The 20,802-nt window shown below is 71.3% G+C and carries 23 protein-coding genes and 1 tRNA gene; 11 read left to right on the top strand and 13 right to left on the bottom strand.

Going from position 1 to position 20,802, the window contains the following annotated elements; genetic code table 11:
• Positions 1 to 102: 102 nt before the first annotated feature.
• Positions 103 to 1,008, top strand: coding sequence for a hypothetical protein (locus D9599_RS01825; protein WP_232480019.1), 906 nt, complete (start codon positions 103 to 105; stop codon positions 1,006 to 1,008).
• Positions 1,009 to 1,056: 48 nt separating this feature from the next.
• Here D9599_RS01825 and D9599_RS01830 read toward each other — a convergent pair whose 3' ends face one another.
• The gene (locus D9599_RS01830; protein WP_198379475.1) at positions 1,057 to 1,551 is read right to left on the bottom strand and encodes a flavin reductase; all 495 of its coding nucleotides are present in this window, start codon (positions 1,549 to 1,551) and stop codon (positions 1,057 to 1,059) included.
• 95 nt (positions 1,552 to 1,646) lie between these two features.
• On the opposite strand from D9599_RS01830, the gene D9599_RS01835 reads away from it, so the two are divergent.
• The 4 genes from D9599_RS01835 to D9599_RS01850 are packed head-to-tail and all read left to right on the top strand — an operon-like array spanning position 1,647 to position 5,725.
• The gene (locus D9599_RS01835) at positions 1,647 to 2,891 is read left to right on the top strand and encodes a hypothetical protein (protein WP_198379476.1); all 1,245 of its coding nucleotides are present in this window, start codon (positions 1,647 to 1,649) and stop codon (positions 2,889 to 2,891) included.
• Between the two features lie 39 nt (positions 2,892 to 2,930).
• A complete protein-coding gene (locus D9599_RS01840) occupies positions 2,931 to 3,758 on the top strand; it encodes a CoA transferase subunit A (RefSeq protein ID WP_198379477.1) in 828 nt (275 codons plus the stop codon).
• Complete coding sequence (locus D9599_RS01845; RefSeq protein ID WP_198379478.1) at positions 3,755 to 4,507, top strand: CoA synthetase; 753 nt, start codon at positions 3,755 to 3,757, stop codon at positions 4,505 to 4,507. Before D9599_RS01840 ends, D9599_RS01845 begins: the two co-directional genes overlap by 4 nt.
• Positions 4,508 to 4,564: 57 nt before the next feature.
• Positions 4,565 to 5,725, top strand: a complete 1,161-nt coding sequence (locus D9599_RS01850; protein WP_198379479.1) for a mandelate racemase/muconate lactonizing enzyme family protein — start codon at positions 4,565 to 4,567, stop codon at positions 5,723 to 5,725.
• A gap of 25 nt (positions 5,726 to 5,750) precedes the next feature.
• Here D9599_RS01850 and D9599_RS01855 read toward each other — a convergent pair whose 3' ends face one another.
• Positions 5,751 to 6,791: an MBL fold metallo-hydrolase gene (locus tag D9599_RS01855; RefSeq protein ID WP_198379480.1), complete on the bottom strand. Its 1,041-nt coding sequence runs from the start codon at positions 6,789 to 6,791 to the stop codon at positions 5,751 to 5,753.
• A 129-nt stretch (positions 6,792 to 6,920) separates the two neighbouring features.
• Here D9599_RS01855 and D9599_RS01860 point away from each other — a divergent pair, with 129 nt between their 5' ends.
• On the top strand, positions 6,921 to 8,159 hold the full coding sequence (locus D9599_RS01860) for a CaiB/BaiF CoA-transferase family protein (protein WP_198379481.1): 1,239 nt from the start codon (positions 6,921 to 6,923) through the stop codon (positions 8,157 to 8,159).
• Here the strand turns inward: D9599_RS01860 and D9599_RS01865 are convergent.
• The 3 genes from D9599_RS01865 to D9599_RS01875 form a co-directional block, all read right to left on the bottom strand.
• Positions 8,156 to 9,028 carry a phosphatidylcholine/phosphatidylserine synthase gene (locus D9599_RS01865; RefSeq protein WP_198379482.1) on the bottom strand — a complete coding sequence of 291 codons (873 nt, stop codon included), beginning with the start codon at positions 9,026 to 9,028 and terminating at the stop codon, positions 8,156 to 8,158. The genes D9599_RS01860 and D9599_RS01865 overlap by 4 nt on opposite strands.
• Positions 9,029 to 9,034: 6 nt before the next feature.
• Positions 9,035 to 9,733 (bottom strand): phosphatidylserine decarboxylase, encoded by a 699-nt coding sequence (locus D9599_RS01870; protein ID WP_198379483.1) that lies wholly within the window; start codon positions 9,731 to 9,733, stop codon positions 9,035 to 9,037.
• 93 nt (positions 9,734 to 9,826) lie between these two features.
• Positions 9,827 to 10,762 carry a LysM peptidoglycan-binding domain-containing protein gene (locus tag D9599_RS01875; protein ID WP_198379484.1) on the bottom strand — a complete coding sequence of 312 codons (936 nt, stop codon included), beginning with the start codon at positions 10,760 to 10,762 and terminating at the stop codon, positions 9,827 to 9,829.
• A gap of 268 nt (positions 10,763 to 11,030) precedes the next feature.
• Between D9599_RS01875 and D9599_RS01880 the strand changes: the two genes are divergently transcribed.
• Complete coding sequence (locus D9599_RS01880; protein WP_198379485.1) at positions 11,031 to 11,720, top strand: cytochrome b/b6 domain-containing protein; 690 nt, start codon at positions 11,031 to 11,033, stop codon at positions 11,718 to 11,720.
• Between the two features lie 29 nt (positions 11,721 to 11,749).
• On the opposite strand, the gene D9599_RS01885 is transcribed toward D9599_RS01880, so the two are convergent.
• Positions 11,750 to 12,193: a cytochrome c gene (locus tag D9599_RS01885; protein ID WP_198379486.1), complete on the bottom strand. Its 444-nt coding sequence runs from the start codon at positions 12,191 to 12,193 to the stop codon at positions 11,750 to 11,752.
• 178 nt (positions 12,194 to 12,371) lie between these two features.
• On the opposite strand from D9599_RS01885, the gene D9599_RS01890 reads away from it, so the two are divergent.
• Positions 12,372 to 12,448: transfer RNA gene (locus tag D9599_RS01890), tRNA-Pro, on the top strand.
• 196 nt (positions 12,449 to 12,644) lie between these two features.
• On the top strand, positions 12,645 to 13,394 hold the full coding sequence (locus tag D9599_RS01895; RefSeq protein WP_043832023.1) for a TorF family putative porin: 750 nt from the start codon (positions 12,645 to 12,647) through the stop codon (positions 13,392 to 13,394).
• On the opposite strand, the gene D9599_RS01900 is transcribed toward D9599_RS01895, so the two are convergent.
• Positions 13,391 to 13,612 carry a DUF2842 domain-containing protein gene (locus D9599_RS01900; protein WP_198379487.1) on the bottom strand — a complete coding sequence of 74 codons (222 nt, stop codon included), beginning with the start codon at positions 13,610 to 13,612 and terminating at the stop codon, positions 13,391 to 13,393. The two genes, D9599_RS01895 and D9599_RS01900, sit on opposite strands and share 4 nt — an antisense overlap.
• A gap of 162 nt (positions 13,613 to 13,774) precedes the next feature.
• Here D9599_RS01900 and D9599_RS01905 point away from each other — a divergent pair, with 162 nt between their 5' ends.
• Both D9599_RS01905 and D9599_RS01910 read left to right on the top strand, forming a co-directional pair.
• On the top strand, positions 13,775 to 14,335 hold the full coding sequence (locus D9599_RS01905; protein ID WP_198379488.1) for an adenine phosphoribosyltransferase: 561 nt from the start codon (positions 13,775 to 13,777) through the stop codon (positions 14,333 to 14,335).
• 48 nt (positions 14,336 to 14,383) lie between these two features.
• On the top strand, positions 14,384 to 15,364 hold the full coding sequence (locus D9599_RS01910; RefSeq protein WP_198379489.1) for a hypothetical protein: 981 nt from the start codon (positions 14,384 to 14,386) through the stop codon (positions 15,362 to 15,364).
• A gap of 136 nt (positions 15,365 to 15,500) precedes the next feature.
• On the opposite strand, the gene D9599_RS01915 is transcribed toward D9599_RS01910, so the two are convergent.
• The 6 genes from D9599_RS01915 to D9599_RS01940 form a co-directional block, all read right to left on the bottom strand.
• Positions 15,501 to 16,280 (bottom strand): DUF1217 domain-containing protein, encoded by a 780-nt coding sequence (locus tag D9599_RS01915; protein WP_198379490.1) that lies wholly within the window; start codon positions 16,278 to 16,280, stop codon positions 15,501 to 15,503.
• Positions 16,281 to 16,296: 16 nt separating this feature from the next.
• On the bottom strand, positions 16,297 to 16,653 hold the full coding sequence (locus tag D9599_RS01920) for a flagellar biosynthesis regulator FlaF (RefSeq protein ID WP_052401821.1): 357 nt from the start codon (positions 16,651 to 16,653) through the stop codon (positions 16,297 to 16,299).
• Positions 16,650 to 17,087, bottom strand: coding sequence for a flagellar biosynthesis repressor FlbT (locus D9599_RS01925; RefSeq protein WP_198379491.1), 438 nt, complete (start codon positions 17,085 to 17,087; stop codon positions 16,650 to 16,652). Before D9599_RS01925 ends, D9599_RS01920 begins: the two co-directional genes overlap by 4 nt.
• Positions 17,088 to 17,230: 143 nt before the next feature.
• Positions 17,231 to 18,061: a flagellin gene (locus tag D9599_RS01930; protein WP_309228508.1), complete on the bottom strand. Its 831-nt coding sequence runs from the start codon at positions 18,059 to 18,061 to the stop codon at positions 17,231 to 17,233.
• 117 nt (positions 18,062 to 18,178) lie between these two features.
• Entirely contained in the window at positions 18,179 to 19,261 is a 1,083-nt protein-coding gene (locus D9599_RS01935) for a flagellin (RefSeq protein WP_198379492.1), read from the bottom strand.
• Positions 19,261 to 20,784: a flagellar hook-associated protein FlgK gene (locus D9599_RS01940; RefSeq protein WP_198379493.1), complete on the bottom strand. Its 1,524-nt coding sequence runs from the start codon at positions 20,782 to 20,784 to the stop codon at positions 19,261 to 19,263. Before D9599_RS01940 ends, D9599_RS01935 begins: the two co-directional genes overlap by 1 nt.
• Positions 20,785 to 20,802: the final 18 nt, after the last annotated feature.

The following is a 20,802-nucleotide window of genomic DNA, read 5'->3' on the forward strand; positions in this document are numbered from 1 at the left end:
CTTACCACATCGTCATGTGCTGTTCCCCGCCATGGGCAACCCCTTGCAGAGGGTCCCGTTGCACGGCCGGGCCACAAGGCCACAGCAAAGGGATTCAGGCGCATGTCGGCAACCAACCAATCACAGTACCAAACCTCCCAACCGGTGGTGCCAGAGGGCGCGCCGGTGCTGCGGCACCGCATCTCCTGGGGCGCCATCCTCGCGGGTGCGCTGGTGGCCATCGTCATCGGTACGGCGCTGAATATTCTCGGCGCCGGCATCGGGCTGACCACGGTGGACGCCCAGGCGCATGATTCGCCGGCCGCCAGCACCATGGGCATCGCGAGTGCCGTCTGGCTGCTTTTCGCGAACCTCCTCGGCCTGGCGATCGGCGGCTATGTGGCGGCGCGGCTCTCCGGCACCTCGGACCGCAGCGATGCGACGTTGCACGGCGCGGCGGTCTGGGCGACCGCTTATCTCGTCTCGGCGGTGCTGATCGGCAGCCTCGTCTCCGGTGCGGCCAATACGGCGGGCTCGGCGCTTTCGGGCGTGATGGGTACCGTCACCTCCGGCGCCGGCCAGGTCGTGCGCTCCGCCGCGCCGCAGGTCGATCCGGGCCAGCTCGCCGAGCGGGCCCGTGCCGCGCTCTCCGGCCCTGCCGACCCCGCGCGGATGACAACGGAGCAGCGCGGCGCCGAGATCACGCAGCTCATCGGCAAGCGGATCGCGGGCGGTGACCTCTCGGGCGACGACCGCACGCGGCTGAACCGCCTCGTGGCCGCCGAGGCCGGCATCTCCGAGCAGGACGCCGCGACCCGCGTGCAGGCCTACGAGGCCGAGGCGCAGCGCACCGCGCAGGAAGCCGAGCGCCGTGCCCGCGAGGCGGCCGACGCCTCCGCCAAGGCGGCCTCGATCACGGCCTTCTCGCTCTTCGCCGCGCTGGCGCTGGGGGCGATCGCCGCCGTCATCGGGGCGCGCACGGGCACGCGCGACATGGTCTATCTCGCCTCCCGTCGCAACGTGGTCTGAGCCAGGCGAGATCTTGGAGAGGGGGTCCGGTTCGCCGGGCCCCTTTTCTTATTCTGGCACGCCCACCGGGTGGTAGTTGCGGGAGAACCAAATCAGCGCGGGGCGCGCGGGGCCGAGGCGGATGGCGCGGACCTGGGCGAAGATCACGCTGTGCGTGCCCTTCTCCACCACCTCCTCCACCGCGCAATCGATGGCGACGACGGCTGATTCCAGCGCGGGCGCACCGGTCGCAAGCTCTGTCCAGTGCCCCTCGTCGAAACGGGTGACCTGGTCGGCGCCGGTGAAGCCGGCGAAGATGTTCGCCATCTCCTGCGCATCGGCCGGAAGGACGTTCACGCAGAGCACGCCGTTCGCCTTGGCCACGGGATTGAGGCTGCTCGTGCGGTTCATGCAGACGATGATGGTCGGTGGCGTGTCGGTCACGCTGCAGACGGCGCTGGCGGTGATGCCGACGCGCCCCGCCGGGCCGTCCGTGGTCACGATGGTCACGGCCGCGCCGAGCCGGGCCATGGCGTCGCGGAACTCCTGGCGGCTCGGCTCCATCGCAGCTTCCTCTTCGGCACGGTCGCCCCCGGTATCGCGCGCGGCGCGGCTCTTTCATAGGGCCCCCCTAGCCGCGCGGCGGAAGGAGGCCCCAGATGCGGAGCATGACCCCGCCACGAGAGGGGCCGCCGCGAGTGGCGCGCCGGACCCTCGTCTCCGCTCCTCTGGCAACCGCGATGCTGCCGCCCGGACCGGCGCGGGCGGCGACGGCGCCCGACTGGCCAGCTCTCGCACGCGAGGCCCTGGCGCCGATCCGCGCGGCGCTCGCCGCGTCGGAGGGGCCGGTGCTGCTGAAGTCCTTTACGACGGACGGGCGCGAAGCCTTCGACCGGGTCCATGCGGAGGTCGCCTTCACCTACGACAACGCCCTCGCCGGGCTCGCCCTGCTGGCTGCGGGAGGCCGTGCCGAGGCCGAGCGGATTGCGGAAGCGCTGCGGCTTGCGCAGGAGGAGGACCGGTTCTGGACCGATGGCCGCCTGCGAAACGCCTATGCCGCCGGTCGGATCTTCCCGGATGCACCCCGCAGTGTCCGCCCGCCGGGCTGGTGGGATGCGGCGGCGGGGCGATGGCTGGAGGACGGATACCAGGCCGGCAGCGCCGCCGGGCCCATCGCCTTCGCCATCCTTCTCTGGACCGCGCTGGGCGACGCCCCTTTCACGCGGGCAGCCGGACGCGCGGCGGACTGGCTGGAGGGGCTGCGGGCCCCGCAGGGCTATCGCGGGGGCACGATCGGGCACGAGCCCTCGCCGGATTCCCTGGCCTGGATCAGCACCGAGCAGAACCTTGACCTAGCGATCGCCTTCGCGCGCCTGGGCCGTGAGGCTGCGGCCGGACACGCGGCGGGCTTCCTCCGGTCCATGTGGCTGCCGGCTGAGCGGCGCTTCGCGATGGGCCTGACGCCGGAAGGCGCGGTGAACGCGGGCAGCGCGCTCGATGCCAATCTTTGGCCGCCGCTCGCCTTTCCCGAAAGGGGATATGCGGAGGCACTCGATTGGGTGCTGGCCCGGCACGGCCTGCCCGCAGGGGCTCCGGCGGCGGAGCTGGACGGCCTCGACTTCAACGACGACCGCGACGGCATCTGGCTGGAGGGCACGGCGCAGGCGGCCTTGCTGCTGCGCCGCCTACGCCGGGACGCGCTGGCCGCCCGCTTCGCGGCGACCATCGCGCGGCACCGGCGCAGGGATGGCTGGATCGCCGCCGCCAGCCTCCCCTGGCTGACCACCGGCCTCGGCACGGGGCTTCAGCCCGGGGCGGCGGACTTCCTCTACCCCGCGCGCGGGCACCTGGCCGCCAATGCCTGGGCCGCGCTGGCCGCGCTGAATGCGAGCCCTTTCGGCTAGCCGCGCGGGCGCCTAGCTTGCCGTTCCGGAGGAACCGCCATGACGCCGTCGAGCCCCGAAGCCCTCGCCGCATCCGTGCCGGACGGCGCGCTGCTGGCTCTGCCGCCCGACAACTCCCTTCCCTCCGTCGCGCTGGCCAGGGCGCTGGTCCGGCGGGGCGCGCGCGGGCTGCGGTTGCTGGGCGTGCCCGTCTCCGGCTTCGCGACGGACCTGCTGATCGGCGCGGGCTGCGTGGCGGAGGTGGAGACGAGCGCCGTCTCCCTCGGCGAGGCTGGCTTCGCTCCGCGCTTCTCGGCCGCCGTGCGGGCGGGAAGCATCGTCGTGCGGGACGCGACCTGCCCGGCCATCCACACCATGCTCCAGGCCGCCGAGAAGGGCGTGCCGTTCATGCCGCTGCGCGGGGTGATCGGCAGCGATATCCTGGCGCACCGGCCGGACTGGCGGGTCGTGCAGAACCCGATGTCCGAGGCGCCGGACCTGATCCTGCTGGTGCCGGCCCTGCAGCCGGAAGTGGCCGCCATCCACGCCGTGATGGCGGACGAGGCGGGCAATCTCTGGGTGGGGCGGCGGCGGGAGCTTGCGACTCTTGCCCATGCCTCCCGCAGGCTGCTGGCGACGGTCGAGCGCGTGGTGCCCGGTAACCTGCTGGAGGACGAGCGCCTGGCCGCCGGCACCATCTCGGCCACCTATGTCGAGGCCTTTGCCGTGGCGGAGCGCGGGGCACATCCGGTCGCGCTGCTCGACGAGTACGGCTTCGATGCCGCCTATGTCGCCGCCTATGCCCGCGCCGCGCGGACGGAGGAAGGCTTCCGGGCGTGGGTGGACGAGCATGTATTCGCCCAGGCCGCCCGGATCGCCGCCGAATGAGTGCGGTGCAGCCCGAGGAGCGGCTGGCGGCGGCGCTGGCGCGGCTCATTCTCGACCCCTCGGCGCCACCCGCACGCCACATCGCGGTCGGTGCGGCCTCCCCCATCCCGGCGGCGGCCTGCTGGCTGGTCGCGAAGTCCGGTCACCCCGTGCGGCTTTCCCTTCTGCACAAGCGCTCGGGCAATCCCTTCACCGAAGGGTCGCGGGAGCTGTTCGACCTCACCGGGCAGGGGCGGATCGACCTCTTCTTTCTCGGCGGCGGGCAGATCGACGGGGGGGCGAGCCTCAACCTCATCGGCACCGGGGAATGGCCGGGCGACGCGGTGCGGTTTCCCGGCAGCTTCGGCTCCGCCTTCATGTACCTCATGACACCGCGCACGATCCTCTTCCGCGAGGAGCACTCGCCGCGCGTGCTGGTGCCGCATGTGGACCATGTCTCGGCCCCCGGCACCTCTCCGCCCGAGGTGTTCCGGCGCGGCACGGCGCAGGCGCTGGTGACGGGGCGCTGCGTGTTCCGCTTCGACGCCCAGCGGGCGCGCTTCGTGCTGGAGAGCGTCCATCCCGGGGAGAGCCTCGCCTCGATCCGCACTGAGACGGGCTTCGACTTCGATGCGCCGGCCGAGGTGCCGGTGACGCCCGATCCCACCGAGGCGGAGTTGGCCCTGCTGCGCGGCCCGGTCTGCGACGAGATGGCGGAGACCTATCCCGATTTCTGCGCCCGCGTCTGGGGCCGCGCTGCCGCGGCCTGACCTTGGCGCGGCGCGGCGCCCGGCCCATGGTGCGCACCGCTTACCGGAGGACCGCCCATGCGCATCGTGGACCTGAAGGAGGTGACGGCGCCGATCGCCTCCTCCATCGCCAACGCCTATATCGACTTCAGCAAGATGACCCTCTCGCTCGTCGCGGTGGTGACGGACGTGGTGAGGGACGGCCGGCGGGTGGTGGGCTACGGCTTCAACTCCAATGGCCGCTACGGCCAGGGCGGGCTGATCCGGGAACGCTTCGCGCCCCGCCTGCTGGAGGCGCCGCCGGAATCCCTCCTGAACGACGCCGGCGACAACCTGGATCCGGAACGGATCTGGGCCACCCTGATGAAGAACGAGAAGCCGGGCGGGCACGGGGAGCGGTCCGTGGCGGTCGGCACGATCGACATGGCGGTGTGGGATGCCGTGGCGAAGATCGCCGGCAAGCCGCTCTTCCGGCTGCTGGCGGAACGGCACGGGCGGGAGGCCGATCCGCGCGTCTTCGTCTACGCGGCCGGCGGCTACTACTATCCGGGCAAGGGGATCGAGCAGCTGCGGGCGGAGATGCGCAGCTATCTCGACCGCGGCTACTCCGTCGTGAAGATGAAGATCGGCAACGGCATCGCCGAGGACCGCCCGCGGATCGAGGGCGTGCTGAAGGAGCTGGACGGCAAGGCGCAGTTGGCGGTGGACGCGAACGGCCGCCTCGGGCTCGAGGACGCCATCGCCTACGCCAAGATGCTCCGCGACTACCCGCTCTTCTGGTACGAGGAGGCGGGCGACCCGCTGGACTACGCGCTCCAGGCCGCGCTGGCGGAGTTCTACCCCGGGCCGATGGCGACCGGCGAGAACCTGTTCAGCCACCAGGACGCCCGCAACCTGCTGCGCTACGGCGGGATGCGCCCGGACAGGGACTGGCTGCAATTCGACTGCGCCCTCTCCTACGGCCTCTGCGAGTACCAGCGCACGCTGAAGGAGCTTTCGATCGCAGGCTGGTCGCCCTCCCGCTGCATCCCGCATGGCGGGCACCAGATGTCGCTGAACATCGCGGCCGGGCTGGGGCTGGGCGGCAACGAGAGCTACCCGGACCTTTTCCAGCCCTATGGCGGCTTCCCCGACGGCGTGCGGGTGGAGGGCGGCTACATCACCATGCCCGACCTGCCCGGCATCGGCTTCGAGGGCAAGTCGGACCTGATCAAGGTGATGCGGGACCTCGCGGCCTGAGAGGGATGCGCCCGGCGGCGAGGCGTCAGGTCTTCCAGGCCTCCATCGTCGCCCGGGCGCATTCGTGCATGACGGTAAGGGCCCGTGCCGTGGTGTCCGCGCCGATCACGAAAGGGTTGCGCCCCGCGGACGGCATGGCCGCCAGCTTCGTGATCGCCTCGTCATAGCCGGCGTGGTTGGAGATGAAGACGTCCACGTTCCGTTGGCGGGCGATGTCTCGGAGGCGGGCGGTGGCGTCGATGTAGCCCTGCAGGCGCTCCATCCGGTCGGGCTGCGCCCCGAAGTTGAAGGCGGTGCCGCCCCAGAGCAGCGCCCGGTGCTCCTGCCCGCCCTGCCGGACGGTGAAGAGAAGGGAGATCGTGCCCCTGGTATGGCCCGGCGTCACCAGCACCTCGACGGCGGTGTCGCCCAGGGTGATCCGGTCTCCGTCATTCACCGCGACGTCCCGCTGGGGCGGGCGGCCCCATTCCGGCGCGTCAAATTCCAGCTTCGTCGCCATCATCGTCCAGTCGGTCTCGGACGCGACGATCTTCGGCGAGGCGACGCGCTTCACCCAGCCGGCGCCGCCGTAGTGATCACCGTGGCCGTGGGTGATGACCAGATACCGGATCTGCGCGGGGTCCAGGCCGAGGCGGCGCATGCCCCCGCCGATGACGCGCTCCGCCTCGTCGTCGTTGTTCAGGGCGTCGATCAGGATCAGCCCGTCGGAGGTGCGGATGATCCAGGCGCTGACCCAGCGGGCCCCCACGTAGAACAGGTTATCGAAGGCCTGGCCCGGCGGCGGCACGGGCTGGTTGATGAGCGGGCCGAGATTGACCTGCGGGGCGGCCGGAGGCGTGAGCGCGGTGTTGCCCAGCCGGAGATAGGCGCCGAGATCATTGCCGGCCGCCTCCTTGGCGAGGTCCAGGTGGCGCTGCACCGCCGGCGGGACGGCGGCGCCGGCCGGCAGGGCGGGAAGCGCCAGCGCGGCGCAGCACGCGCAGCCCAGCGCCAGGAAGCGCCGCCGCCCGGGCTCGACCGCCTCCGCCCGCAGGGTTGTCCTCTCGGTTCTACGCCAGAAAGACATCGTCTCGCTCCCTCTCCCTGTGGGGAAGAGAAGGCTCCTGCACGGGAACTGTAAAGGATGTGCGATTCTCCGGGGCGGCCTTGAGCGCCGCGCCGGGCGGGGGCAGAAACAGGGCACGGAGGAAGAACCATGACCGACGCGCTGCCGACCGCCGAAACCGGAGCGGATTCCCGCGCCGTGAGCCCTGGCGCCCTGGCCGGGATAAGGGTGATCGACCTCACGCGGGTTCTCGGCGGACCCTACTGCACCATGATCCTCTCGGATCACGGGGCGGAGGTGATCAAGATCGAGCCGCCCCAGGGCGACGAGGTCCGCGCCTGGGGTCCGCCCTTCCTGGATGGCACCGCCAGCTACTTCCTCGGCGTGAACCGCAACAAGCGGAGCATCGCGCTCGATCTCTCCAAGCCCGAGGGGCGGGAAGTCCTGCTGCGCCTGCTGGAGGGCGCGGACGTGCTGGTGGAGAACTACAAGCCCGGCAGCATGGAGAAGTGGGGCATCGGCTACGACAAGCTGAGCGAGCGCTTCCCCCGCTTGGTGCACTGCCGCGTCTCCGGCTTCGGCGCCACGGGGCCGCTCGGCGGGCTGCCCGGGTATGACGCCATCGTGCAGGCGATGGTCGGGCTGATGTCCATCAACGGGGAGCCCGGCAGCGGGCCGCTGCGGATGGGAACGCCCGTGGTGGACCTCGCGACCGGCCTCTACTCCACCATCGGCATCCTCATGGCGCTGCAGGAGCGGGAGCGCTCCGGGCGCGGGCAGTATGTCGACATGACGCTGCACGATTGCGGCATGGCGCTGCTGCATCCGCAGGCGGCGAATCACTTCCTCAACGGCAAGCGCCCGGCGGCCACGGGCAACCCGCACCCGAACATCTCCCCCTACTCGAAGTTCCGCACGGCGACCTGCGAGATCTTCGTCGCCTGCGGGAACGAGCCCGCCTGGCGGAAGTTCTGCGGCTTTCTGGGGCTGGAGCATCTGGTGGACGATCCGCGCTTCGCCACCAACGGGGACCGCGTGGTGAACCGCGCAGACCTCGACACTGTCCTGGCCGCCCGACTCCATACGGAGGATGGGCACGCGCTCTGTGACCGGATGCTCAAGGCCGGGCTGCCCGCCGGGCCAGTGCTGTTCGTGGACGAAGCCGTGGCCGCGCCCCACACGGCCGCGCGGAACATGGTGGCCGAGATCGGCGAGTTCCGCGCGCTGAACACGCCTATCAAGCTCTCGCGCACGCCCGGCGGCGCCCGCGCCGTGCCGCCCGCCTTCAACGAGCACGGCGAGGAGGTGCTGCTGGCCGCCGGCTACACGGCGGAGGAGGTCGCCGAGCTGCGCGAGAAGGGCATCCTCGTCGCGACGCCGCGGGGTTAGGGCCCGGTCAGGGGCACGGCCGGGCTGAGCTCCTCGCCCGGCTGCTCCATCCGCGCCCTCGCCCGCTGGTAGGAGCGGAAGGAGAGCGGGATCATCGCCGCATAGGCCAGACCGGCCGCGGCGATGGCCGCCCAGGGCTCCGCGACCAGCAGCGCGACGTAGCCGGCGGCCCCGAGCAGCAGAGGCAGTACCGCCTTGCGGGGTACCTTGTAGTTCTTGAACGACCAGGTTGGCAGGGTGCTGACCAGCAGCCCCGCGACGACCACCAGCACGAGGGCCGAGAAGACGGGGTGACGGATGGCGCCCGCGAGGCCGGTCCAGCCCCAGCCCTCGAAGGTCAGGGCGGCAAAAACCGGGAAAAGCGCCAGGCCAGCCCCGGCCGGAGCTGGCACGCCCGTGAAGAAGCCCGGCGGGCGCGGCGTAGCCCCGGGTTGGAGCGGTGCGTCGATCGCCGCGTTGAAGCGCGCGAGGCGCAGCGCCATGCAGGCGGCGAAGAGAAGGCAGGGGATGAAGCCGAAGCCCCTGGCGTCGTGCAGCGTCCAGAGGAAGAGGATGAAGGCGGGCGCCACGCCGAAGCAGAGGAAGTCCGAGAGGCTGTCGAACTCCGCCCCGAAGCGGGAGGTGGCCTTCAGCAGCCGCGCCAGCCGACCGTCGATCCCGTCGATGATGGCCGCGACCACGATCAGGGTGACCGCCAGCTCCCATCGGCTATCGAGGGCGAAGCGGATCGCCGTCATGCCCGCGCAGAGGCCGACCATCGTGAGGATGTTCGGCAGTAGCCGGTTGAAGGACAGGCCGGGCAGCCGGCCGGAGCCCTTTGGCCGGAACCGCTGAGGGGCGAAGCGGAACCGGCGCGGCGGCGTGCCCATGCGCCGTCAGGCCCGGATGGGGGTGGCGACGGGGGCGGCGAGGTCGGCGATGATCGTCTCGCCACCGATCATCGTCTGGCCCACCTCCACCAGCGGGCGCACGCCCTCGGGCAGGTAGAGGTCCGTGCGGCTGCCGAAGCGGATGATGCCGAAGCGCTCGCCCGTGCGGACGCGGCTGCCCTCGCGCACGTCGCAGAGGATGCGGCGGGCGATGAGGCCCGCGATCTGCACCACCGCGATGTCGCGCCCATCCGTCATGCGGATGGCCAAGGCGTTGCGCTCGTTGTCCACGCTCGCCTTGTCCAGGGAGGCATTGACGAAGGCGCCGTGGCGATAGGCGATGCGGGTGACGGTGCCGTCGATCGGAACCCGGTTCACGTGCACGTCGAGCACCGAGAGGAAGATCGCCACCCGCCAGCGGGCGGCCGGGCCGAGGCCCAATTCCTCCGGCGGCACCGCGGGCTCGACCGAAACCACGTGCCCGTCGGCGGGTGCGATGAAGAGGCCTGGGCGGGTCGGCGTCACGCGCTCGGGGTCCCGGAAAAAATAGAGGCAGAAGCCGGTGAAGGCCGCACCGAGCCAGAAGAGCCAGCTTCCAAGGATGGCGCCCCCGATCACGGCAACGCCGGCACCGCCGATGAGGAAGGGGCGCCCCGCCGGATGCGGCGGCGCGATGACGAGGCGCAGGCTGTGCCCGAGTGACATGATGATCCAGGAGATGGGGGACAGGGAGCGGACGAGTGCGCGTTATGGTTTCTCCCGCCCGCCCGGACAACCCTGAAGCGCGGCCGCCCCGCCTCAGTCCGTGAGCGGCAGGGTGAGGACTTGGCCGGGGAAGATCCGGTCGGGATGGCGGATCCCCTCCCGGTTGGCGCTGAGGATCACGGTATAGCGCGCCCCGCGGCCGTAGCTGTCGCGGGCGATACGCCAGAGGTTGTGCCCTGGCTGGACCACCAGGCGGCCCTCGCGGAGGACGCCGGGGGGAAGGAACTCGCGCTCGAAGGCCACCTGGATCCGCCCCGCCGGGGCCGCGCGGCCAGTGCGCGCCAATTCCTCCACCCGGAGGATGTGCTGGCCCGCCACCGGCGGCTCCTCGAGGCCCAGGGACCAGCGGCCGGTCTCGTTGGCCGCGGTGTCCCCGAGGTGTCGGTCATCAGCATAGACGCGAAGCCGCGCGCCGGGCGGGGCGGTGCCGGCTAAAACCATGCCGCCTGCCTCGTCATAGTCCAGCACGTCGAGCCCGAGCGCCACGGGCCCGGCCGAGGGGGAAAGGCGGCGCGGGGCCGCGGCGCCGATCGGGGGGAGGAGGAGCACGAGGGAGGGCGGCGCCGCCGATCCAGGGTCGGACGGCGCGGTGGCCGGCAAGCTGGCTAATGGCGGTTCCAGCCGGGCCGGGCCCACCACGAGCACGGTGTCCGGGCCTCGCAGCTCCTCACCGCCGGGGAGGCGCGAGCGGAGCGACAACTCGCGCGGGCCGCCGGCGAGGGGCTCCGGCGGAAGGATGACCCATTCCCCGCGCCCGTCCGCGCGGGCGCGGCCGATCTCCTCACCGCCATCGAGGAGCACCACCTCCGCCCCCGGGGAGGAGCGGCCCGCCGTCACGGCCATCCCGCGGGTGCCTAGGCGAACCACGTCGAAGCGGGGCAGCTCGGCGGCAGGACGGGGCACCGGCTCGGCCATGGCATCGGCGGGCAAGGGCCGGGTGGCCGGTGCGGGAGGCGCGCCCGCGGACATGCGCGAGTCTGCGCCCGGCCAGCGCCAGGGCGCAGCCCCCGGCTGTTCACCCGATGCGTGATAGGCCCCTGCCGCCAGGGCGGCGAGAACCGCCGCGCCGGCGACTCGCAGGCGCGCTGCTCTTGTCATGGGCACGCAACTAAGCCGCGCGCCCCGGCCCCCACAAGGGCGCATCCGAGGCCGCCCCCGCCCGTCGCGGCCAGGGGGCCTGGGCGAAGGCCCCTTACCCTCCCTATCCTTCCCTCGATGGTGGCGAACGGAGAGGCCGATGGCGGAGCCGACGGAGCGGGCGCAGGGTCCGCTGGTGAAGGTGAAGGTCTGGGATGGCTGGATCCGGGCGGTGCACTGGGCCCTGGTTCTGCTGATCGGCTTCTCCTGGTGGGCCGCCGAGACCGAGCGCTACGAGTGGCACATGCTCTCGGGCGAGGTGATCCTGACGCTGCTGCTGTTCCGCCTCGGCTGGGGTATCGCCGGCTCCGATACGGCGCGCTTCACGCGCTTCCTCCGCTCCCCGATGGAGGGGTTTCGCCACCTACGCCATCTCACACGGCGCGAGCCGGACACGGAGATCGGGCACAACGCCGCCGGGGGGTGGATGGTGCTGGTCATGCTGCTCGTGCTGCTGACCCAGGCGGTGTCCGGCCTCTTCACCGATGACGGCATCCTGACGAAGGGGCCGCTCGCGCGCAGTGTCTCCGGCGCCACGGCGGACACGGCGCGGAGCATCCACCTGATCAACTTCGACCTCATTCTCGTGCTTGTCGCGCTGCACGTGCTGGTGGTGCTCGCCTATGCGGGGCTGAAGCGGCACGACCTCGTGCGGCCGATGGTCACGGGCTTCAAGCGCGTGCCAGCGGCTCTGGCCGCGCGGGCGCCGCGCCTGGGCAATCCCTGGCTTGCCCTGGCGCTGCTGGCTGTCGCCGCAGGCGTCGTGACGATGATCGCGCGCCAGGGTTAGGGGAGGCGGGAGCCCCTCCCCCGCCCGATTCAGCGACCGCGGAAGTTGCGGTGGCAGGCGCCGCAGGCACCACCCATGGCGCGGACGGCCTGGGCGGTCGCCGCCGCGTCGCCGCTGGCGGCGGCGTTGCGCAACGCGCCCGCGGCGTTCACGGCATTCGCCGCCGCCGCCTCGAAACCTGCGCGGTCCGCCCAGACGCTCGGCAGTGCCTTCGAGCCGTTGTTGTCGGAGCCCGGCGGGAAGAGCGCGGGGAAGCCCGTGAAGAAGGCGATCAGGTCTTCGGTGCGCGGCACCGTCTCGCGCACGTTGCCGCCGGCGGAGGCCACGGGCGTGATCGCCTCCAGATGCCCCTGCATGCGCTTCAGTCCCTCTTTGCGGGTGGCGACGGAGTCTGACTGCGCGAGGGCCGCGCCGGCGCCGAGAAGCGACAGAACGGCAAGCAGAGCGGCGAGACGGGGCATACGATGCGGCATGAGAACCTTCCGGGTTAGATGAAGGGAGCGTAACCGCCCCGGCGCCGCACGCACCCCGATTCGGTCGCCGATCCCGGCTTTTCACCCCGTTGCGACGGCCGTCGCGCGCCATCGTCACGCCTGCCCTTGCCGACATCCCGGCACGGCGCTATACGCCGCCGCCCGGACGCTGTCGTGACGGAGCGTAGCTCAGCCTGGTAGAGCACTGTGTTCGGGACGCAGGGGCCGGAGGTTCGAATCCTCTCGCTCCGACCATCGACAGCACCGCGTAAACCCCGCCAAGCCACCTTGGCGGGGTTTTTCGTTGGCGGCTGACGCGGCGGCAGTCCGCGTGGCTGATCTGCAACAGTGCGGCACCGTCCGCACGCAGCACCCCGTGCGAGCCGTTCCGTTGGCATGCCGGTCGCAAGCTGGCGCCCTGCCACGCCGGAGCGTGAATGGGGATCAAACCATGAAAACAAATGCTGTCGCTGCCGTCACACTCGCCCTCGGCCTCTCGCTCGCCGCGGGTTCGGCCGGGGCCTTCGAGCTCGAGGACGCCGGGCTGACCATCGGCCTCACGCCCACCATTTCGTCCGATTACCTCTTCCGCGGCGTCAGCCAGACGCAGAACCGCCCGGCGGCGCAGGGCACAATCGATATTCAGCACACCACCGGCTTCTACGTCGGCGCCTTCATCTCGAACGTCAGCTTCCTGGGCACGAACGCCCGACAGGAAGTGGACGCGCTGGCCGGCTGGCGGACAACCGTCGCGGGGGTGAGCCTGGATCTCGGCGGCATCGCCTATACCTACCCCGGCTACCGCAACCCGACTGGCTCGGGCCTTTACGACCTGCAGTACTTCGAGGTCTCGGCCAAGGCTTCCTACGAGTTCGAGCCGGTGAAGGTGCTGGCAGCAATCAACTACTCGCCTAACTACCAGCTCGAGTCCGGCACGGGCGTCTATGTCGAGGGCGGCGTGGAAGTGGCCCTCCCCTTCAACCTGACCCTTGGCGGCCGCGTCGGCCACCAGTGGATCCAGAACAACACCCGCTGGGGCTCGCCGGACTTTACGAACTGGAACGTGACCGTCTCCACGAAGCTATACGACTTCGTGCTCACCGCCGGCTACTTCGACACGGACCTCAACCGGGGCGAGTGCTTCGCCGGGCAGAAGATCTGCGCCGCGCGCGGCATGGTCTATCTCAGCCGCACCTTCTAACGGCGGGAAACAGAACGGCGGCGCGGAGGCTCCTTCCGCGCTGCCCAGTACATCAGCCGGCTGGCCGGCCAGACCCACGCAATGCCGGCGACGGTGAAATACAGGACGTGCAGCGTCCAGTGGCCCGGCAAAACGGCATCGGCCAGCGCCACGACCGCTGCGATGTAGAGCAGGAAGCCCAGGATTCCGGCGATGACCGCCACGGGAACGCGCGACATGCCCGCGCTCCTGCCGGATTCCGGGCGCAGTGGCCAGCCCTTTCGGCGTGCCCCTCTCGTTTGGCGAGGCTCCTGGTCCGAAAGGCGGTGCTTCGCGCGGGCAGTGATTTGCGCAGGCTGGGGCCGGCCCTTATGAGGCGGACGCCCGAACGGAGCCCCGCGATGAACGACAGCCCCGCCGCCAGCCCGCCCGAGAGCCAGGTTCTCGACTTGAAGCAGCACATCCGCGGGATCCCGGATTTCCCGAAGCCGGGCATCCTCTTCTACGACATCTCGACCCTGCTGCGGCACGGGCCGGCCTGGAAGGAGGCGATGCGCCGCCTGGCCGACATCGTGCGCCCGCACCGGCCGACGCTGCTGGCGGGGATCGAGAGCCGCGGCTTCCTCGTCGCGGCGCCGCTGGCACTTGAGTTGGGCCTCGGCTTCGTCATGCTCCGCAAGCGCGGCAAGCTGCCCGGCGCGATTATCGGGCTGAACTATGCTCTCGAATACGGCACGGACCGGATCGAGATGCAGGCCGATGCCGTGCGCCCCGGAGATCGCGTGGTGGTGCTGGACGACCTGTTGGCCACGGGCGGCACCCTGGCGGCCTGCATCGCGCTCCTCCGCCAGGCCGGCGCGGAGGTGCCCGCCACGGCCGCGCTGATCGAACTGACCTTTCTCAAGGGGCGCGAGCGGCTCGGCGGTACCGCCTTCGAGTCCCTCGTCGCCTATGATGACTAGCGGCGGTCGCCACATTCCTGCCCCATCGTGGCGGCAGCGTCTGCCAGCATGACCGCGCTTCCGCCGCCGGCCCCGCGAGGCGACGCTCCCCTGACCCGCCGGGCGCTGGGTCTGGGAGCAATAGCCATCGGCACGCTGGGCTCCATCCCCGTCCGGGCGAGCGAGGGCGCGACGATCCTCGCCCCAGGGCCGGAGGACGGTGGCTGCGCGCGCTGGGCCGCGCGGGCGGGCCAGGCCCTGGCGCGCGGGATGCAGCGGCCCGGCACCATTCGCCTCGCCCTGCTCGGCGGGCCCGACGGGGTGACGGCTGCGAACCGTTTCGCCACCCTCGATGGCACCGGGGGCCCCAGTCTTCTCGCCCTGCCCGGCTGGACCTGCCACGCCCGCCTGACCGGATCGCCCCGCGCGCGCTTCGAGCCGCGCGCCTGGGTGCCCCTGCTGCTCTCCTGGCGCGGGGCGGTGCTGGCGGGGCGGGGGCCCCTGCCCGGCCGCGGCAGCGCGCCACTGAGGGTCGCCATGCCTTCCGCCGAAGCGCCGGAGGCGGCGGCCCTCGCCGCGCTGGATCTGCTCGGCCTGACCGCGCTGCCGCTGGTGGGCATGCCAGAGGCTGCCTTTGCGGCGGGCGAGACGGACGCGCTGATCGTCCTTGGGCCCGACCCGCTGACGCGCGCGCAGGCGATGGGCGCCACGCCCTGGTACGGCTTCCCAGGTCCGTCCGAGACCGAGCGGGTGGAGATCGCCCCCTTTCCCCTCTCGGCACCCCTGGCGCGCGCGGTCGTAGCCGCTGTGGCGGCCATGCAAATCCAGGCGGCGCTCTTCGCGCCCGTGCTGAGCGCGGCGGACAGCTTGGCCGCGTGGCGGATGGCCGCTCCACGCTGGCAGGAGGAGGAGCGGGCGACCTCCAGAGACGATCAGCCGCTGGTCGGAACCTCCGCCGCCGAGGCCTTCGCACTGCTGACCCCGCCGCCGGACGCCGTGCTCGACTACCGCAACTGGCTCGACCGCCGGCTCGGCTGGCGCGCGGGCTGACAGCGCCTGATGAGCCGCCGGATAGGGCCGACCGGCAGGTTGCAGAGCGGCACGGCCGCCGTCAGCAAGCCCGATTGCCAACACGAGGAGCGTGCGGGGATGGGCGAAGCGCGTGGGGCGCGACGGTCCCCACGAGTCAACCGAAGAGATTGAGCAGTGGGGAGCTCGCGCTGCCGGCGCTGTTGGCCGACATCACGTAGCGCTCGGCCAGCTTCGCCGCCTGTTTCGGATCGGTCAGCTTCGACAGGTCGATGCGGGAGGTGACGGCCCGCGCCTGGGTGGTTACCTCCTGGATGGCGAGGGAAGCCGGCAGTCCGAGCGCGCCGGTGACTACGCGCCGCAGCACGGCATCGCCGAGCACCTCGTAGACCGAGGGTGCTTTGCCGGTGGCCATGCGCTTCTCGAAATAGAGCGCGTCCGAGATGCCCGAGGCTTCACCATCCTTCGAAAGGCGCCACTCGTAGGAGGTGTAGCCATCGATCAGCTTCTGCTGCACGGCGGGATCGCGCAGCGCGTCCATGCCGCGCTTGGCCAGGTTGAGCGTGGTGGCAGCCGACTTCCAGCGCGCGTCGGGCAGTTTGGCCGCGACGGATTTTGGATCCTTGGGGTCCGAGGTCAGGGCGCGCACCGCGAGGCCCGGCACGCCCGTCGCGTCCGGAAGCCCGAGGGCCGGCAGCAACACAGCCGAAACCCGCGGGTCGCGCAGCGCTGTCTCGACATCCTTCGCGCGCGAAATCCCCTCCTTGAAGCGGGTGATCGCGAGCTTGACCGCGGCCTCTTTGGCGGTGGCAGCGACGCCCTTCGTCTCTGCGCCGGCGGCAGAGGCTCGGCGGAGCGCGGCCACGGCGCTGGCGGCATCCGCGGTGGCGGAGGTGCCGCCACCACCGAGCAGGGCAAGGGCGATCGAGCCGGACATGCCCCCACCCCGCCCGTCAGCCCGTTCCGGCCAGGCCAGCCGCGATGTTCTCGTTCACCTCGATAAGGAAGGCGAGATCAGGCTTCTCGGACTCCATCTCCTTCAGCACGGTGCGGCCGACGGAGATGATGGAGGCGCGGAGCGGCGGCGGCAAGCCGTTGGTGGGATCGACCAGCACGCCTTCCACCGCGAGCCAGAGGCGGCGGTTGTCGGAAAGGGCACGCGCGCGGCGCAGCGTGCTCTCTGCCCCGCCATCCAGCGCAGCGCGGAGCGAGCCGGTCACACGGCGGAACACGTCGGCCTCCTGCGCTCTCACCGGCATGGCCGACCTCGCCGCCCGATAGGCGGAAAGCGGGTTGCTGTGCTGCATCATGCGGTCATCTCCTCCGGCACGGGACGGGAGCTGGGTGGTGGGGCAATGCCGAGCACCGCTTCCTCGTGCCGCATGACGCGGCGGGCGAGCTTGAGGGCGGTGTAGCAGTCATCCTCCTCGGCAGCGGTCAGTGCGCGGTCGAGCATGGCCGAGGCCAGGGCCGAAGTGGTCGCGGCCTGGAACTCCGCGATCAGGACGCGGGCGGCTTCCAGCCCCTGCTCGCGCTCGTCCTCCGTGCCGATATAGGCGGTCTGCAGGGCGAAGTAGATCCGGCGTGCTGGGGTATCCGCAGCCTCTGGCGGAAGGATCTGCTTGCCGAAGAGGAAGCGGGCCTTCGCCGTCAGCTCGATGCGCGTGCGGTTGCGGAAGCGTATGGGTGCGCCATTCACGACCATGAGGTCGCCCTGGCGCAGCTCTAGAACCAACGTGGACACGATCTTCGCGTTCCTTCGTGGTAAGCGGTGGACGACAAGCGGGAGGGGCCATCGCCGCGCCGCAGCCGGGGGCATCTCGCCGCCCGGCGCGATGGAGGGGAAACGGAGCGCGGCACCGCGGCTCTTTCGCGGCGCCGCACCGCTCAGCGGAAGAGGCTCAGCAGGCTCTGCGGCGCCTGGTTGGCGATGCTGAGGGCCTGAGTGCCGAGCTGCTGCTTGATCTGGAGCGACTGGAGCTTCGCGCTCTCCTTAGCGAGGTCGGCATCGACCAGGGCGCCAAGGCCCGTGTCCAACGACACCATCTTCTCCTTGTTGAAGGACACCTGGGCATCCAGGTAGTTGTTGTTGCCGCCGAAGGTGTTCAGCGCCGTGTTGATGGCGCCCATCTTCGTCGTGAAGTCACCGCCCGAGGCGAGCGCGGAGGCGGCCGCCTCCGCGGTGGTGGGCTTCTCCGCGATTGTCAGCGTCGTGCTGTCGACGGCCGAGAGCGTATAGGTCGTGCCCGTCTCATTACGCACCGTCGCGATGTCGCCGCCGCCTGCGTCAGCGCTCGTGCTCAGCAGTGTGCGGCCGTTATAGGTAGCATCCGAGAGGAAGTTCTCGACCTGCTGCTTCAGCCCGTCATACTGCGACTCGTACTGCGAACGCTGGTCGTCGGAGAGCGTGCCGTCGGCGAGTTTCACCAGCACGCCGCGGATGTTGCTCATCGTGTCCGAGACCTTGGTGAGCCCCGCGAGGGTGGTGTCGAGCACCCCCTTCACGCCGCCCATCTGCTCGTTCGCGGAGGTCAGGCCCGCAATGTCCGCGCGCACGGCCTGCGCCACGGCGAAAGCCGCGCCGTCGTCCTTCGCGTCCGCCACGCGATAACCCGTGGAGATACGCTTCTGTGTCACCGCCAGCGCGTCGTTCGTGCGATTGAGCGACTGCAGCGCCACCTGCGCGCCGACATTCGTGTTGACTGAGTTCAGGGCCACGTCTTGCCCCTTTCCTGTCCGAAGGAGGCCTCTTCAGGCCTCACCCGTTGCGTTCCGCCTTTTGCGGTGAGAGCCCATCCTGGGCCGAGCGCGGTTAACGGGGGTTGAATCGGGGCATCAGCGCAGGAACTGTGTCAGTGACAAGCCCGAGAGCATTGAAAGAGCTTTCCAGGACGCCTGCAGCCGGTTCTGCGTGTCCTGCATGGCCGCCAGGGTCGAGGCGAGGTCCACCTCCTCCACGTCCGCGAGCTGAGTCTTGAGGGTGACGCCGAGTTCCTCGTGGCGGGTCTTGGCAGCCTCAAGCTTCTCCTCGGACAGGCCGAGGGCGCCAGACTCCACGCCCAGCCCGGTCATGGCGGATTTCAGCGCCCCGGTGATGCCGCCGAGCACCTTATCGAAATCCTCCCCCGAGGCGGTCTTGTCGGGCGTGAGGCTGGCGAGCGCCATGAGCCCGCGCAGGAGATCACGCGACCAGCCCCCCTCGCCGGGGCTGCCAGGGTCGGCCGGCTCGGTGGCGTTGCGGTTGGCAAAAAGGCCGACGGCAACCGCCTGGCCGTCCTCGGCGAGGACGCTCGGGCGGGCGTCCTGCCGGCCCCGCGCGGAATCGAGGAGGTAGTCGGAGAACGGGGTGCCTCCCGGCGCGGTGCTGCTGGCTGCCACCAGCGTCGCGGCGTTCACGGCGTCCCCATTGCCAGGCGCGAGCGAGGCGACCGCGGCCGCGATGCCCTGGGCCATGGGCGTCGCCATGATGCCGTCAGGGTCGGGAATGGGCGGGTTCGCCGTGTCCGCCCCGCTGAAGAGGTAGTCGCTGCCGGATTTCGCGTTCAGCAGGGAGGCCACCTGCCCGATCGCCTGGCGCGCGCTGTCGGCCAGGGCGCTGATGCGGCTGGTGTCGGCGCGGCTGATCTTGCCCGCCTGGGTGAGGAAGTTCTCGGCGATTGAGGAGAGCTGCGTCATCGTGCTCTGGGCGATGGTGGTGCGGCTCAGGGCGCGGTCGATCGCCTGCGCGTGGGCCTCGCCCCGGGCCACCCCGCCGCGCAGGTTGATGGCGCGTCCCGCCTGCCCGGCGATGTCGCCGTAATAGGTGCCGCGCCGCCCGTCCACCGACTGGGCGGAAAGGGTTCCGAGCTGCGTCTTCAGTGTCGAGGACTGCGCGATCAGCCAGGCAAGGCTGCCGTTCCCCACTCCTGCTATCGCCATCACCGCACCGCCTGGAGAAGGTTGTCGTACATCGACTGCACCACCGAGAGGATCCGGGCATTGGCCGAGTAGGCCGTCTGCAGCGTGACCATCGCCGCCAGCTCCTTGTCCATGTCCACGCCCGAGCGGGCGGCGAAGCGGGTCTCGAGGGAGTTCAGCAGGTCCCCGCTCGACTTGCCCTCCGCCTCGGCGGCGGCGCGGAGGGAGGTCTGTGTGGAGACGACCTGCGCGGCCTGGTCGCCCAGGGTCCTTGCCGCCCGCAGGCGGGAGGAGAGGGTTCCGTCAGGCCCGAGTCCGCTGATCGCGAAGCCGGGCTGGGCGGTGCCGGGCGCGACCTCCGGGCCGAAGGTGCGGTTCAGCACGCGGTCGAGGAGGGTGGTGAAGTTGGCCGGGCCGTCGGGCGGGTTCGGCGTGAAGCCGCTCGCACCGCCGGCGCCGTCCGCCACGGCGTGGGAACCGTCCCGTAGCTGACCCGGCTCCGCCCTCACCAAGGCGTTCACACCGATGGAGCCGGCGAAGCCGATCCAGCCGCCCGTCGCGTAGGGCGTGGAGGGATCGGGCACGGTGCCGGCGGCGCTGGAGAAGAGGGTGAGCCCCTGCGCGTCGAAGCGGGAGGCGAGGTTGGCGGCGGAGATGTCCAGCTCGGCCTGAGCGAGGGGCAGCTCCCGGTCGCGCAGGTCCGCATAGGCCGCGAGCGTTCCGCGGCCGAGCTGCGCAGTGACGTTCGTGCTGCCGAGCATCACGCCCGGCAGGCTGCCGCCGGGGCCGTGGAAGGCCTCCGGCCCCGTTGTCGCATGGTCGATGAAAAAGGGGCCGGTGGCGGAGCGCAGCGGCAGGTTCAGCCCGCCGGCCGAGATGAGCGTCACGCCGCCGTCCGGCTGCGCGACCGCGCGCACCTCCATGATGGAGGAGATCGTCGCGATGGCCGCGTCCCGCTGATCCTCAAGTTCGGTGGTGCTCCGGCCCTGCGCGCGCATGGGCAGGATCTGGTCGGTTAGCGCGGACACCTGGCGGAGGGCGCCGTTCAGCCGGTCCACATCGGCCGCCATGCCGTCCTGCGCGTCCTGGCGGGCGGACTGGATGGCGGCCGAGACGGTGTTGTAGCGCGCGGCCAGCCCGTCCGCGGCATCGACGGCGCGGGTCTGGAGGAGCGCGTCCGAGGGGCTGGCACGGAGCGCGACGAAGGCGTCGCCGAGCGCGGCCGTCAGGTCGCCGATGGATTGCCCGGCGGCGCCGTGGGCGACCTCCACTCCCTCGAGCAGGCGCGTGCGCACCTCGGCCGCGCCCGTGGCGGCGCGGGCGGCGTTCATCTGCGTCACCAGTGCGGTGTCCACCGCGCGCGTCGCCTCCTGGCTGCGCACGCCGGAGGACAGGCCGCCGGCGACGTTGGCCTCGGCCTGAACCTCCTTGCGGGTGTAGCCTGGGGTGGCCGCGTTCGCGACGTTGGCGGCGGATTGCGCGAGCTGCCGGTTGATGTGGGACAGGCCGCTGCGCGCGATCGAGAGGGCGAGGTCGAGGCTCATCGGCGCTGCTTGGCTCCT

The sequence above is a fragment of the Roseomonas sp. KE2513 genome, from assembly GCF_016107305.1.
Classification (GTDB): domain Bacteria; phylum Pseudomonadota; class Alphaproteobacteria; order Acetobacterales; family Acetobacteraceae; genus Roseomonas.